The following is a 13,737-nucleotide window of genomic DNA, read 5'->3' on the forward strand; positions in this document are numbered from 1 at the left end:
CTTTAGTCATCCTTGTGCAGACGACGGTTGGCCGCCCAGCTCAGGGCACGCCACAGCAAGAAAGCGGTGAGCAGTACGCTGATGACCGCCAGGACCGCCAGCAACACCGGATGCTCCGACAGTTGATACCACAGCAGCAGGAACCACGGCAGGTTGCCTACGTAGTACTGGTCACCCACCAGCTGGCTATAGACCCCACTGCTGCGAATCAGGGCAACAGAGCCTGACACGGCATCCATTTTGCCGCTATCGCTAATGGCTTCACGCAGCAGGTTGTAGTCGGCGTCGTCATTACCCAGCAACGCGACGATGCTGCGCTGGTTATGGTGAGGTGACTGCATGCCCAAAATGGCGGCAATCGGCGCCTGGGCCGTGACCTCGGTGCGGTTTGCCGGCGTGCTGCGCTCATTAGTCGAAGGGCCGCGGCGATTATTGGCATCAAGCGCCGTGTTGCCGTAAGGCTGTACCAGCATGTCGCGCTGGCGTTGCAGCAGAAGACTCAGGTCGGGGTTATCGCGCATGTCCGGAGCCATTTGCCCCAGTAATAGCAAGTCTGCGTCTTCTTTGGAGGCTGCCTGCCAGTCATTCGTCAGGCGTAAACCAAAGGCCGGATAGCCGGAGCGGGCAGAAATCCCGGCTACGGCTTCCAGCAGTGTGCTGATTTGGGTCGGCGAGGTTGTGTCCGGAACCACCACGATCGACTCCGACATGTCGGCCATGCGGCTGAACGGGAAGCCGCTGCGGGCGAAGGCCTTGAGGTCAGGCATGCTGATGTAGTGGTGATAACCGGACAGATCGATGGTTGAGTCTTCATCGATGATGGCCTGGGTATTGGCCGGCAGGATGGTCTGGCAACGATCACGCTGGGCGCTGCCCACGGTACTGGCGAAGTTGAAGTCGAAGCGCAGGCGGTTGCGGTCACCGATTTTAAGCGACGGTACAACCAACTTGTCGTTGGCATTGGCCGTGTCGTTGGACAGCACCGCCAGGCGCAGTTCTTCAAGGCTGCTGGTGTCTTTGCGCAGCAACGGCAAACTGGTGATGAACTGTTCGTTGAGGCTGATGTTCAGGCGCGAATCATCGTTGGCCGAAGGTGCGGTGTAACGGTATTGGGTGCGCAGCGGAATGCCCTGGTTGCGCCACACAAACAGATCGGGCGGCAGGTTCACATCCAGGGTGATCGGGCGCGGTTGCAGCCCGCTGACTTGTAGCTGCTGAGGGTAGGTAATCAGCTCGGCAAAGCGCACCGGGCGGTCCGTACGCATCCAGGCCGGGGCATCGTAGGGTTTGCGTGGCTGCAGTTCTTCGACCTTGTCGATGGTCACGCGCGATCCACGCAGCAGGTTGCCGCCCAGGGCGAGCGCCTTGGCTGCGACGGCCAGGTCTTCTTCGTTTCGACCCATGACCAGCAGGATTTTGCTGTAAGGCGCATCCGGGTGGTCGATCAATTCGACCACAGGGGCCGTCACGGCCGGGAATTTTTCCAGGTCGCTCATGAACGCAGGGCGGTGGTCATTAGTGGCGAACACTACCGAGGGTTGCGTGGCTTCCTTGTTCTGCACGCTTGGCAGGGCATCGTAGAGCACCGGGAAACTCGCCCCGCGCCAGTTGGACTGGCTACCGAAATACGACGCCAGGATAGCGGCGGCTTTTTGTTCGCCCAGGGTCGGGTTGGCAGCGAACACAAACGGCAGTTCGAGTTTGCCGCTGTTGCGCGGATCAAAGAACGGCAGCGGGAAAAACGCCAGGTCGTTGGTCAGGCTCAGCGCCTGCTCTTGCAGAGTGATACTGCTGGAGCGGCTGATATTGACCCACAGGGTATTGTTGGCCGGGTCTTCGCAGATATCGGTGTAGTGGCCGACAAACTCCAGGCGGACCCGGTTGAAGTCCGAAATCAGTCGCGGATCTAGGGCCATCTTCTGAGTGGTTTTGCGCCCCAGCTGATCTTTATCAATGGGCAATACCCCCATCAGCACGTCATTGAGGTACACCCGAATATGCGAAATGGTCGGGATCAGCGATGGCGAAGGCGTGTATTCCAGTTGCAGGCTTGCATCGCTGGCTATCCGGTCGCGGCGCAGGGTGAACTCCACTTGCTCCGAGCTGTTGATGCCCAGCAGCAGAGTGTCGGTGGCACGTCCCAGTTGCTCAAACGTGCGGGTCACCGGCCAGCTTGGCAGTGGCTGGCTGGGGTCCACCACGGGCGGCTTGGGCATTGGCGCAGGCGAGCTGCCCGGTAATGGCAGCGGTGCTGACATCAGCTGTGAAGCAAAGGTCATTAGCGCAAGGCTTGTGAAAAAAGCTTTTTTGGAAAATCGACTCATGATCTGCTCACCGGCCGGGAGATAAGAGGGGTGGACGCTTTGGGCATGCGCGGCAAAAAGCTGCCCAGCCACTGAAGAACTCGCATGAACGGACGCGCAATCGTGCGCACCCAGGCAGGCAGGTATTGGTAAAGGCGGTAATAGCCTTTGGCGCCCAGAGCGAGAATCTCTCTGAGGCTCTGGATCGGCTTGTCGGCTTCGAATCCGCTGTTGTGATCGAGCCAGGCATCGGCCCGGCCGAAGGTGCACTGCACGAACTCGATTTTTTGTTCAGGCGCCAACCGGGCGAAACTCAAGCCCATGAACATGTCGTTGGAGCGCGTCAGGCTGCCGGGGAATACAAACTCGCGTTTGCCGCGCTGCAGAATCAGCGACACCTGGGTGCCGACCGGCAATGGCAGGGGTTGACTGAGTTGCAGCCCGACCCCGCCGTCGGAGTAGTCCACCAGTTCGCAGGGGTAGCTGTGCCCGTCGCTCAGTTTGATCGCCCCCGGCAAGCGGGTCTGTACGCGGTGAGTGTGGCGCACCTGGCGTACTTCTGCGGCCACCGCCACGGCAGCACCGATGATCAGCAGGTTGTAAATCACCCACAGCACACTGACGAAAATAGTGAAGATTTCGTCCTTGGGTCCGTAGAACAGGCGCCATACGGCAAAGCCCAGGCCGACCACGTTGAGCAGCGACAGCACCAGATACGGTTTGGCGGTCTGCCAGTCGAACTGGTTCTCCTCCATCATGCCGCCCTTGGCGGTGACGTTGAACTTGCCGCGGGACGGGCTGAACAGGGCGACGGTAGTAGGCCGCGCGATGTACCAGGCCAGCACGGTCTCGTACACCTCGCCCCAGAATGTCTGGCGATAGGCGCCTTGCATCCGCGAGTTGGTCAGGCTGGCATGGATCATGTGTGGCAATACGTAGAGCAGAATCATCAGCGCCGGGGCGTAAATGATGTAGGCGTGCAGCAATAGAAAGGCCAGCGGCGCCGTGAGGAACACGATCCGCGGTAGCCCAACCAGAAAGTGCATCATGGCGTTGGTGTAGCAAATACGCTGGAAGATCGTCAGGCCTTTACCGAACAGCGGGTTGTCCGTGCGGAAAATCTGCACCATGCCACGTGCCCAGCGGATCCGCTGGCCGATGTGCGCCGACAGGCTTTCTGTGGCCAGGCCCGCCGCTTGCGGGATACTCAAATAGGCCGAGTTCCAGCCGTTGCGATGCAGGCGCAGAGCGGTGTGTGCATCTTCGGTCACGGTTTCGACCGCGAACCCACCGATCGAGTCGATCGCGCTACGCCGGACAATGGCGCAAGAGCCGCAGAAAAACGCGGCGTTCCACATATCGTTACCGTCCTGGATCAAGCCGTAAAACAGCTCGCCTTCGTTGGGGCGGTTGCGGAATGTGCCGAGGTTACGCTCGAACGGGTCCGGCGACAGAAAGTGGTGCGGTGTCTGCACCAGCGCCAGCTTGGGGTCATGCAGGAACCAGCCCACGGTCAATTGCAGGAAGGAGCGGGCGGGCATGTGGTCGCAGTCAAAAATCGCCACCAGTTCACCGTCAATCTGAGTCAGGGCATGGTTCAGGTTGCCGGCCTTGGCGTGGCGGTTGTCGGTTCGGGCGATGTAGTTGATGCCCACTTCTTCGGCGAACGATTTGAAGCTCGGGCGGTTGCCGTCATCGAGCAAATGAATACGCAGTTTGTCCTTGGGCCAGTCGATGCCCAGTGCCGCATACACGGTGCCGCGGGTAACCGAGAGCTCTTCGTTGTAAGTGGGGATCAACAGGTCGACCGTGGGCCATTGGCTGGTATCGCGCGGCAATTGCGCCGGTTTACGATTGAGCGGCCAAGAGGTCTGGACGTAACCCAGGATCAGCACCAGCCAGGAATAAGTTTCTGCCAGCAGCAGAATAAGACCGCACACCAGGTCCAGCGAATCGTTCCAGTTCAGGGTCGAGGTGTAGCGCCACCACAGGTAACGGCACGAAATGATGACTGACAGGGCAATCATCAACAGGGTAGGGAAGCGCCCCGGGATACGCCGCACGAGCATGGCAATGCCCCACAGCAATACAACGAACACCAGTTGTGCCAGATAACCGAAGGGTTCGGTTACGCAGATCACAATCAGCACAGTCGCCAGCAAGCCAATGGCTATGTAAAGGGCCTTGCGCAGGGGCCAGCCCATGGTGTTCCACCAGCGTGAGCTTTTATTCACTTGCGGGCTGATTGTCGTGGGTAACCGCTCAAACGCATTGGACAGCAGGTTCCATGGCTGCTGCACAATGCGCAGCAGAGATTGCAGCACAGAGCCTATACCCTTGCTCAGACTGTTCTGGCGCAGGCTGCGGTTATGCTCGCCGGGACGAACCAGCAGCAACCACAGGCTCTGGATCGCATAACGCAGCGGGTCGCCAATGGTCGCAGGCTTGTCGGCCAGGTGCGGGTACAAACGCCGACGTTGCTCACGCAACGCTTTCCAGCCTGGCGATTCGAGGCGCAGGAAGATCCAGCCGAGTGCTTGAATCATGGCCATGACAAAGGCCGTGATACGGGTGCAGTTCTGTTCGCGGCGCAATCGGGCGTAAGGAAACCAGTGCTCGATCATTCAAGCCTCCGGCCGCGCAACAGGCACCAACTGGCCAGGCTGAGAATATCCTGGGATATCAGGCTGCCCGGCGCATAACGGCCTGCCGGTTCGCGCCGGGCCAGAGCCTCGCCTACGGCCTCATCGGAATGCAGGCTGATGGGCAGCAGGAAGCGCGCATAACGATGTTGCCAGATCAGCACCAGGTCTCGTTGTAACTGACTGGCTGCGTCGTATCGGTTGACCAGAAAGATGGGGCTGTTGTCTAGCTGCGGCTGCAACAGCACATGGCAACCGGCATCGGCATTGAGCACTGTGATCACCACCTCGCAGTGCGGGTTTGCGCTATGCCCCGGCAAGCGTTGGGGCAGATCGAACAGTATCCAGTCGAATGCTTCGGCCAAAGACGCCTGACGCTGCCTCCAGAGCTCGGGGCTTTGCAGCAGCAAGGCATCGAGTTGCGCGCTTTCGCCAGCGTCCAGTTGACCATAGGGCAGTACACATAAGCCGGGTTCGATGGCCCATGCCTGTTCGTGCCAGGGTTGCTGGTCCAGAGTTGCACGAGCCCAGCCCTCGCGATGGCCCAGGTTCAGGTTGAAGTGCAACCCGAGGGTGTTTTCCGGGCACATGTCGACCACCAGGACTTTCTGCCCCAACTGATGCAACGCATAACCCAGGGCCGCCAGGGTCGAACTGGTACCGACTCCGCCGCGCACGCCACGCAGGCTCACACAGATCATGGACGTTGCTCCGTGGACTTGCTCAGGTCCAGAGGTTGCGCTCTTTGCTGTTCTTCCACATGTGCCAGCAGCGGCCACCGTTCAAAGGCTTGCAGCAGCTCCATTTGTGCCGAGACGTCGACATAATTGAGCGACGGCAAGTCGATCATTGATTTAAGACGGGTGATGTCATCAGCCCGCTCTTTGCGCGAAAGGATATCGGCGCTTATTTGAGCTTCTGTGGGTAGGGTAGCCATCCACCGTTCTCCTTGATTCGCACATAAGGCTTGCCGTTGTAGTCGAGTACGACAGTTCCTGAGTTTTCCGATACTTTCGCGGTCTGAGGCAGGTCGGTCAGCAATTTTGACCAGTCCACTGTCTGGCCAGTGCTCAATTCAGGGTCTGCGTACAGGCGGGCAATGATTTCGGCAACCGCCAGATAGCTGCTTGGCTCCGTGACATGGACCGGCACGGTTTGCCCGTTGTCGCCCATATTGATCAGCTTGATGCCGACCGGAACGTGGGTGATGGAGTCACTCGGGATTTCACGCATGCCGGAGATCTGCATCCGGTCGCCATGCAGCGCGGCACCGTGCTCGGGCACGATGGCTACAACCACCCGCCGTCCACTTTTCTGCAGTTCTTTGAGGAACGAGTTCAAGTCGTCCAGCAAGACCTGGGCCCGGCTGCTGTAGTCGGCAGGTTGGGTGCCGCCATCGGACTGCACCTGACGGTTACCGTCGTGCAGGGTGGTGGTGTTATAGAACAGCGCCATATTGGGCTGGTTCTCGCTCAGGCGGTGTTGCCACCACTTGCTCAACACATCACGGTCGCGCCAGATCGGCGAACCATCAAAGCCGACATAGGTACGTGGCAAACCCGCCGGAATAACCCCGAGCGCAGGCGCTGGCAACTCACCTTGCTCGCGGACTTCCTGAAGAAAGCCGTCGAACTCGCCGGTGTGGTTGAGCATCAATTCGTCCGAGAAACCCAGTTTGCGCAAGTCATCAAACAACAGGCACTGATCGGCGGGCGGCTTGTACAGCTGAGCGTGGGATGTCTGGCCGCAACTGGCGCGTAACAAGCGGATTGCTGCCGGGCCACTGTAAGCGGTGGCTGAGTTGAAGTTGTCGAAAATCACATCCATCTGGCTGAACAACGAATTGTCACGCAAGCCCACGGCATCCAGATCGTCCCAGGCCATGGAGCAAATATTGATCACCAGCAGGTCAAACGGCGGCGGTTTGACCGCAGGTTCCTTGAACTCGACCTTGCGGGTTGATTCTGCAAGATAGAACTTGTCCAGATAGCCATTAAGCGTCGCATCGTCGGGTTCACCGCCGCTGCTCGGGGCAGTGCTCTGGCCGGGTTGGGTGTTGGCCATTGGCTGATCTGCGGCAGGTGGCATCAGCAATTGCAGGGTGCCCATGCCTACCCAGGCAAAACCAAGGAGGGTCAGGGTCGTCAGGCGTAGCCACTGGTTGAGAAATAGATAACCGACAACCAACAGCAGCAGCAGGGCGCAGACTTGCCAGTCGATAAAACGACCCAGCAATTCAACGATGTAGTCGAAAGAAAAATCCAGCACCCCGGGTTGCGCCAGCAGGCGGGCGAACGGAGGGAACCAGGTGTCCTGATACAACAGCGCAACAGCCACGGGAATTGCAATCAGGGTTCGGGCGCGGCGCAGCATTGGGTGGCCGATAGGGATCAGCAACACCAAGGCGAAGATCAGATTAGGCAATACCTGGAAGTTCAGGTGACCGGTCCAGGTCAGCAGGAATTTGCCCAGGAAATAAACGTTCCAGGCCCCCAGCCCCCGCCAGGTGCCGGCAATTTTTTGCGCCGGGGTGGCAGGCTTATACAGACTCATCGGGCGCTCTCAAAGAAGGACTGGCGGGCGCACGACGTCGAACGCCGCGCGATTTCAGATAACGGGGTGACAGGTACTGTTCAAAATGACTTTTCAAGAAGGCACGGATGCGCTGCGCGAACAGTGTCAGCAGCACGGTCACCACGCAGGTCAGGACAATGACATCAATCAGCTCAAGGAACGTCATGGTTGTAACTCACGAATAGGCAAAATGGTGCGTTGCGCAGTTAACGGCATACGGCTACCGGCCGCAGGTGTCGCCATTACGGTGTTTTCAAACGGAATGTTCAGATGTGCAGGTATTGATTCGGCCTGCAGGAACGCTTCCCGAGGTAAATCGTCGATCCCGGCCAGCACCTGACGCTGGAGAAACAGATCGCGCCATGGCAGCCGGCAAATATTCCCCAACGCCGGGTCCAGTCCGTCGGCGCGGCAGGCAAACAGAAACAAGTACAGGTCGCCACCCAGCAAACATGCAAAATCCCCGAAGCGGCGCAGGCACATCTGGTTCAGGAACAGTTCGTCATCCAGCCCGGGAACCGGCTGGAACCTGACCAGTTGATGGGTCACTTCACCTGAGTTGTCGTTATAGATCTGCTCGATGGCCTCAAAGAATTTTCGTGGGCTCACCAGGCCGCGAATGTCTGGCGGCCGCTGGCGCTCAAGCAAGGTCGCAAAGTCACTGTTCTGGCTGTACTGCCAGCGCTGGCCCTGAACGCTTTCGATCATGCTCAAGAAACGCGAGAGCAGCGTGCCGTCCGGAACAATCAGGTTGGCCCCGCAGGCCAGCAGCAAGCGTTCGTCGCGGTAACGAACGGCAGGTTCCATTTCGCGCACAACGATCTTCAGGTCCGGGCCGCATTGTTCGCGCAAATCGTGCAGCTGTTGGGCCAGGTCTAGCAATTGATGGCTGTTGTCGATCCCGACGATAACCGTGGCCTGCCTGGCAGTCCGGGCTTCGTTGAGCAATGCCTCACGGGTTTCAAACAAATACCAGTGTTTGGACAGTGATGAGTGCCTTCGAGTACGGCGCGTTCGGCGAGGTATAGGTGCTGGTCGTCAGCGACCCGTGGCTGCAAATCGATAGCGGTGTCCGGGATCAGCGTCAGGGCATTGCCCTGTATCGCGAGTTTGAACTCCTGGCCTGCCGTGACCCCCATGTCATTGTGCCAAAAGTGCAGCTGGTAACGGATCACACCGTTATAGCGGTACAGGCGCCCCAGACCGGACAAAGTCTCGTTGAGTTCTACCAGCTCAGCTTGCAGAAGCGCGGCTTCGCCGTGGGTGATCACCAACAAGGTTGCATTTCGTGCCTGCAACCACTGGTGCAGGCGCTGACACCAGTGCTTCAAATGTTTTGCAGTGGTGGTTTCTGCCCAGCAACTTGCAGGCAGCACTAAAGTGACCTGGCTGTTGGCGGCGATACCTACGCGGCCCATGTCCCGGGTCAACGTGGCGAGCCCTTGCTCGGCTTTGGACTGGGGGATTTCAAACAGCCGCAGTTTGTCCGGGCCCAGATCGGCAGCCATCTCATTGGTGATGCTTTGTACATCGCCTGCACAACAAATCAGGGTCGCAGGTACGAGTTCGGGTATCGCTTCAAGAAATTGTCGGGCCAACAGCCTTGCATCAGCCGGTTGATCCACGGTCACCCAATACACGCCACCTGCACGCACTACAATTTGTTGATCAAGCAATCCACGGATAGCCAAACTGATTTGAACCAAGCGTAACGTCCCCCCAAGGATATCGGGCTTCAATATGTTCCATGTTATGGAGGTATTGTCCCGTTTCTGCAAAGCGATCGAGTGTTGCCCTGCAGTGGTGATTTCTTATTGGTGTCGATTAAATGCGGATCGACATTTTAAAAAGCTGTGCCCGGCCAGATTTTTTCCGTTTTCTGTGTTTGTTCTACAAATCCTTCTGGAGAGTAGTACTACAGCGCGCAATGCGTAGGATTTTGAGCATCCTATCACCGGAAAATCGCCTTAGCCTATGATTTCAGACAACTTTCGTCAAAAAAATACCGCCATAAATACATGCGTCATTTAATTGGCGCTATGTGTTGTCGTATTTAAAACAGTTGTTTTTTGGCCCTGGCTTAAAGTTGTATCGGTTAAAAATCATAAAGCTGTAGGGTGAGGATTAAACCTAAGTGCACGGCTGGCTTTCTCGGTGGTCTGTTGCGTGCTATTGCTTAGGTGAGGTTGTTGGTTTGAATCTTTTGAGTGGGCTCGCTTTCAGAGTCCGCAACCGTCACCGAAACGTCTAAGAGGTGCAGATATGCCAGTCAAACACGATTTGTTGCAAGACTTGGGGCTCACTAAAGAGGCTGTCAGCAAGTGCCGTAGCGAAAACGCTCATCTCAACCAGTTGTTTATCCAATACAACGAGAAGGATGCCGAGGTCGTTGAAGCCGAGGCCCAGGAGGCCATTGGCGTATCGGATGAAGTATTGAAGAAACTCAAGGAGCAAAGGCTCCTGATCAAAGATAAAATCGCGAAGCTACTGAACGTTTAAGTCACCGCAACCTGCAGGAATCGGATATGTCCAAAATTATCAAAATTGTTGCCACCCTTCGTGCCAAGCCAGGTCATGGCTCAACGGTTGAGCAGGCGCTGAGTGCATGTGTGGCCGGATCACGGGCTGAAGCCGGTTGCCTTTTCTATGACCTGCATGTGGATCGCTCCAACCCCGAGTGCTTTGTATTCATCGAAGGCTGGAAGGACATGGCAGCCATTGAGCACCACAAAACCACGCCGCATTACCTGGCGATGGGCAAGGCGGTTGCTGATCTGATCGAGCATCGTGAAGTATTACTGCTCGACGAGCTGAGTATCTGAGTCGCGGCTCAATACAGCTGTACCCTGCGGCGGCCCTGAACAGGCCGCCGTTTTTATGCCTGGCTGGAAGCGTGTAGTGCCCGTCTGCGTCTATAAGGCCTTGGCCATGTCTCGCAGCAGGTACTTCTGGACTTTACCGGTCGAGGTCTTGGGCAGCAGGGTAAACACTACGGTGCGCGGCACCTTGAATCCGGCCAGGTGCTCGCGGCAGAAGGCAATGATTTCAACCTCAAGCACCTGTTGGTGATCTGCCTTCAGGGTGATAAAGGCACAGGGCGTTTCGCCCCACTTTTCATCCGGGCGGGCGACCACTGCCGCTTCCATCACCCCCGGGTGTCGATAGAGCACGCCTTCAACCTCAATGGTCGAGATGTTCTCGCCACCCGAGATGATGATGTCTTTGAGCCGGTCACGAATCTCCACGTAGCCATCCGGGTGGCACACGGCCAAATCCCCGGTATGGAACCAGCCACCCTCAAAGGCCTCGGCTGTGGCGCTCGGGTTCTTCAGGTAACCCTTCATCACCGTGTTGCCACGCATGAATATCTCACCCATGGTCTCGCCGTCACGCGGGGTCGGCACCAGGGTTTTCGGGTCGGCGACCATTACCCCTTCCAGGGTCGGATAACGAACGCCCTGACGGGATTTAATTTGCGCACGCTCGGCCAGCGGCTGCGCATCCCACTTGTCGTGCCAGGCGCAAATGGTCACCGGGCCATAGACTTCGGTCAGGCCGTAGACGTGGGTGACCTTGATGCCCATTTCTTCCACCGCACCAATCACTCTGGCCGGTGGCGCCGCGCCCGCCACCATCGCATTGACCGGGTGGTCGATAGCAGTCCTGGTCGATTGCGGCAGGTTGACCAGCGCATTGAGCACAATGGGCGCGCTGCACATATGCGTGACCTGATGCTCATTGATCAGGCTCAGGATTGTCTGCGGGTCAACCCGGCGCAGGAACACATGCACCCCGGCCAGGGCCGTGATGATCCACGGGTAGCACCAGCCGTTGCAGTGGAACATCGGCAGCGTCCACAGGTACACCGGGTGATTACCGATGGCCCACACCATCTGATTGCCCAGTGAGTTGAGATACGCGCCGCGGTGGTGATAGACCACGCCTTTGGGGTTGCCCGTGGTACCGGAGGTGTAGTTGAGGGTAATTGCCTGCCATTCATCTGCCGGCCATTGCCAGTCGTACTCGGGGTCGCCCTCGGCCAGTAGTGCTTCGTAATCCAGTGCACTGACAGGCTGGCCTGCGCCGTATTCGGGATCATCGAGGTCGATAATCAGCGGCGGGTGGTCAAGCATGGCAATGGCTGCGTGAATCACGTCATGGAATTCACGGTCGGCAATCAATACCTTCGCCTCGCCGTGGGCCAGCATGAAGGCAATGGCTTCGGCGTCGAGGCGTACATTCAGGGCATTGAGCACGGCGCCGATCATGGGTACCGCAAAATGGACTTCGAGCATGGCCGGGATATTGGGCAGCATGACCGCTACGGTATCGCCTGTTCCAATCCCGCGCCCTGCCAGGGCACTCGCCAGACGTCGGCAGCGCTGGTAAGTCTGCAGCCAGGTGCGCCGGATCGAGCCGTGAATCACAGCGGGGTAGTCGGGATAGACACTGGCGGTGCGTTCGATGAAGCTCAGCGGCGACAGGGCTATATGATTGACAGCACGGGGCTCAAGGCCCTGCTCAAAAATCGACATGAGGTTCATTCCGGTGGCTGATTGTTAGCTCTAGGCTGCCCGTTCGCTTTCAGTGAACGGGGCAGTTTTATGTCCGGCCTGACTTATAGCTCACTCTGTGTTTGATAGGGAAGCCGTCGCCCCGCACGGTGTGAGGCCGCAGCACGGGCTAATCCAGCAGCGCTTCAACGGCGGCCATCACTTTGGGGTTGTCGGTGTGGGCCACGTTAAAGCGCATGCAGTGGCGCAGTACGGGGTCGAAACCGAACAGGATGCCCGGCGCAAGCACCAGGTCTTGTGCCAGGCCTTGCCGGGCCAGGGTTTCGGCGTCCAGGGCGGCCGGCAGCGTGGCCCAGATATACAGGCCCCCGGTGTAGGGCGCGCTCAAGGTAAACCCAAGGGTCTGCAGCCAGCGGGCCACTCGCGCGCCACTGGCCAGCAGGCCTTGGGTCACGCGTTTGCGGTGTTTGTGGTAGGTGCCGTCATTGAGCATTGAACAGAGGATCTGTTCGAACATTTCCGAGGTAATACCGCCACACATCAGTTTCAAATGGGTCAGGTTGGCGGCCACTTGCGGCGAAGTCACCACATAGCTCACCCGCAGATTGGCACTCAGGGTTTTGGAAAAGCCGCTGAGGTAGGTCACCTGTTCGACGCCGGCCAAAGCTGCGAGCCGTGGGGGCGGGTCGGGGTGCCAGTCGCCGTAAAGGTCGTCTTCAATGATGTGGCAGTCATAACGCTTGGCCAGCTCCAGCAAACCATAGGCCTGGGCCGCAGAATAGGAATGGCCGGTAGGGTTGTGCAGCAGGCCGGTGGTCAGATACAGGCTCGGCCGGTGCTGCTCAAACAATTCTTGCAGGGCGCTGAGGTCAAGCCCCTGGGGAGTGCGCTCAAGGGTCATGACCCTCGCCCCGTGCAAGGCCAGATTGGCGTGGAAATTGAAGTAACAGGGCATGTCCAGCAGCACTGTATCGCCGGGACGCACCCGCAAGCGCAGCAGCATGTCCAGCGCCTGGACAGTATTGGCAGTGGTGATGATCTGCTCGACGGCGACGTCCTGGCCTTGCCCCAGCAGCTTTTGCTGTAATGCCAGGCGCAGGGGTAAATAGCCCGCCGGATCGCCATACCCGGTAAGGCGCAGGTCTGGCGAACGGCTTAGCTGGCGCAAGTGATTGCGCATGGCGCTGGGCTCCAGCCAGCTTTCAGGCAAATGGCCGCTGCCCGGACGCATGGCACCACTGGCACCGGTCAATGAACGGCGCAAGACGCTGGTCAGATCTTGCGGTAACAGATCAAGCGCGGCTGCTCGCTGCGCAACAGGCCCTCTGGTAGCGACAAAGTAGCCAAGGCCTTGGCTGGACGTGATCCGGTCTTGTCCGCGCAAGCGATCAAGGGCCTCAATCAGGGTGAACTTGCTCACGCCCCATGCCTCGGTCATTTCCCTGGCTGAGGGCAGCTTGGCCCCCGGGCTTAACCGGCCTTGATCAATGGCCTGGTTAAGGGCTTCGACAATCTGCTGGACCTTGGACGTGCCAGTCTGGAACTCAATCGTGGGGATGGGCATCAATCACCTCGTACTTTACCGGTCATGCTACCAGTAAAGTACGGTCAAGTTGGCCCCGGGTTGATCTGCCCCTGCAAGCGCGCGCTACCTAAACTGTGGCACCGCTCGCAGGTGTTCGAGCATTGGTTCGGGGATGTAAT

The 13,737-nt window shown here is 58.4% G+C and carries 10 protein-coding genes and 1 pseudogene; 2 read left to right on the top strand and 9 right to left on the bottom strand.

The window, feature by feature from the left end:
- Nucleotides 1-2: 2 nt before the first annotated feature.
- The 7 genes and pseudogenes from bcsB to bcsE all read right to left on the bottom strand — a co-directional run bounded on the left by bcsB (nt 3) and on the right by bcsE (nt 9,174).
- Complete coding sequence (gene bcsB, locus ACP7BO_RS09925; protein WP_426209977.1) at nt 3-2,324, bottom strand: cellulose biosynthesis cyclic di-GMP-binding regulatory protein BcsB; 2,322 nt, start codon at nt 2,322-2,324, stop codon at nt 3-5.
- Entirely contained in the window at nt 2,321-4,927 is a 2,607-nt protein-coding gene (bcsA, locus tag ACP7BO_RS09930) for a UDP-forming cellulose synthase catalytic subunit (protein ID WP_397456827.1), read from the bottom strand. The genes bcsB and bcsA overlap by 4 nt, the downstream gene beginning before the upstream one ends.
- On the bottom strand, nt 4,924-5,646 hold the full coding sequence (gene bcsQ, locus ACP7BO_RS09935; protein ID WP_426209979.1) for a cellulose biosynthesis protein BcsQ: 723 nt from the start codon (nt 5,644-5,646) through the stop codon (nt 4,924-4,926). The genes bcsA and bcsQ overlap by 4 nt, the downstream gene beginning before the upstream one ends.
- Entirely contained in the window at nt 5,643-5,882 is a 240-nt protein-coding gene (gene bcsR, locus ACP7BO_RS09940; RefSeq protein WP_060692593.1) for a cellulose biosynthesis protein BcsR, read from the bottom strand. Before bcsR ends, bcsQ begins: the two co-directional genes overlap by 4 nt.
- A complete protein-coding gene (gene bcsG / locus ACP7BO_RS09945; protein ID WP_426209981.1) occupies nt 5,852-7,498 on the bottom strand; it encodes a cellulose biosynthesis protein BcsG in 1,647 nt (548 codons plus the stop codon). Before bcsG ends, bcsR begins: the two co-directional genes overlap by 31 nt.
- Nucleotides 7,485-7,685: a cellulose biosynthesis protein BcsF gene (gene bcsF, locus ACP7BO_RS09950; RefSeq protein ID WP_426209983.1), complete on the bottom strand. Its 201-nt coding sequence runs from the start codon at nt 7,683-7,685 to the stop codon at nt 7,485-7,487. The genes bcsG and bcsF overlap by 14 nt, the downstream gene beginning before the upstream one ends.
- A pseudogene (bcsE, locus tag ACP7BO_RS09955) lies at nt 7,682-9,174 on the bottom strand (cellulose biosynthesis protein BcsE). Before bcsE ends, bcsF begins: the two are co-directional and overlap by 4 nt.
- Nucleotides 9,175-9,781: 607 nt before the next feature.
- Here bcsE and ACP7BO_RS09960 point away from each other — a divergent pair.
- Nucleotides 9,782-10,018, top strand: a complete 237-nt coding sequence (locus tag ACP7BO_RS09960) for a YdcH family protein (protein ID WP_060692585.1) — start codon at nt 9,782-9,784, stop codon at nt 10,016-10,018.
- Nucleotides 10,019-10,044: 26 nt separating this feature from the next.
- Complete coding sequence (locus ACP7BO_RS09965; RefSeq protein WP_060692583.1) at nt 10,045-10,341, top strand: putative quinol monooxygenase; 297 nt, start codon at nt 10,045-10,047, stop codon at nt 10,339-10,341.
- A gap of 90 nt (nt 10,342-10,431) precedes the next feature.
- Here ACP7BO_RS09965 and ACP7BO_RS09970 read toward each other — a convergent pair whose 3' ends face one another.
- Together ACP7BO_RS09970 and ACP7BO_RS09975 are read right to left on the bottom strand one after the other, a co-directional pair.
- Nucleotides 10,432-12,054, bottom strand: coding sequence for an acyl-CoA synthetase (locus ACP7BO_RS09970; protein WP_426209985.1), 1,623 nt, complete (start codon nt 12,052-12,054; stop codon nt 10,432-10,434).
- Between the two features lie 148 nt (nt 12,055-12,202).
- Complete coding sequence (locus ACP7BO_RS09975; RefSeq protein ID WP_426209987.1) at nt 12,203-13,597, bottom strand: PLP-dependent aminotransferase family protein; 1,395 nt, start codon at nt 13,595-13,597, stop codon at nt 12,203-12,205.
- Nucleotides 13,598-13,737: the final 140 nt, after the last annotated feature.

This window comes from Pseudomonas sp. TWR2-1-1 (assembly GCF_049897045.1).
Lineage (GTDB): Bacteria > Pseudomonadota > Gammaproteobacteria > Pseudomonadales > Pseudomonadaceae > Aquipseudomonas > Aquipseudomonas versuta.

Excerpts from the sequence above, each read along its gene's own strand:
- bcsB (WP_426209977.1), bottom strand. The coding sequence starts at position 2,324 with ATGAGTCGATTTTCCAAAAAAGCTTTTTTCACAAGCCTTGCGCTAATG.
- bcsA (WP_397456827.1), bottom strand. The coding sequence starts at position 4,927 with ATGATCGAGCACTGGTTTCCTTACGCCCGATTGCGCCGCGAACAGAAC.
- bcsQ (WP_426209979.1), bottom strand. The coding sequence starts at position 5,646 with ATGATCTGTGTGAGCCTGCGTGGCGTGCGCGGCGGAGTCGGTACCAGT.
- bcsR (WP_060692593.1), bottom strand. The coding sequence starts at position 5,882 with ATGGCTACCCTACCCACAGAAGCTCAAATAAGCGCCGATATCCTTTCG.
- bcsG (WP_426209981.1), bottom strand. The coding sequence starts at position 7,498 with ATGAGTCTGTATAAGCCTGCCACCCCGGCGCAAAAAATTGCCGGCACC.
- bcsF (WP_426209983.1), bottom strand. The coding sequence starts at position 7,685 with ATGACGTTCCTTGAGCTGATTGATGTCATTGTCCTGACCTGCGTGGTG.
- ACP7BO_RS09960 (WP_060692585.1), top strand. The coding sequence starts at position 9,782 with ATGCCAGTCAAACACGATTTGTTGCAAGACTTGGGGCTCACTAAAGAG.
- ACP7BO_RS09965 (WP_060692583.1), top strand. The coding sequence starts at position 10,045 with ATGTCCAAAATTATCAAAATTGTTGCCACCCTTCGTGCCAAGCCAGGT.
- ACP7BO_RS09970 (WP_426209985.1), bottom strand. The coding sequence starts at position 12,054 with ATGTCGATTTTTGAGCAGGGCCTTGAGCCCCGTGCTGTCAATCATATA.
- ACP7BO_RS09975 (WP_426209987.1), bottom strand. The coding sequence starts at position 13,597 with ATGCCCATCCCCACGATTGAGTTCCAGACTGGCACGTCCAAGGTCCAG.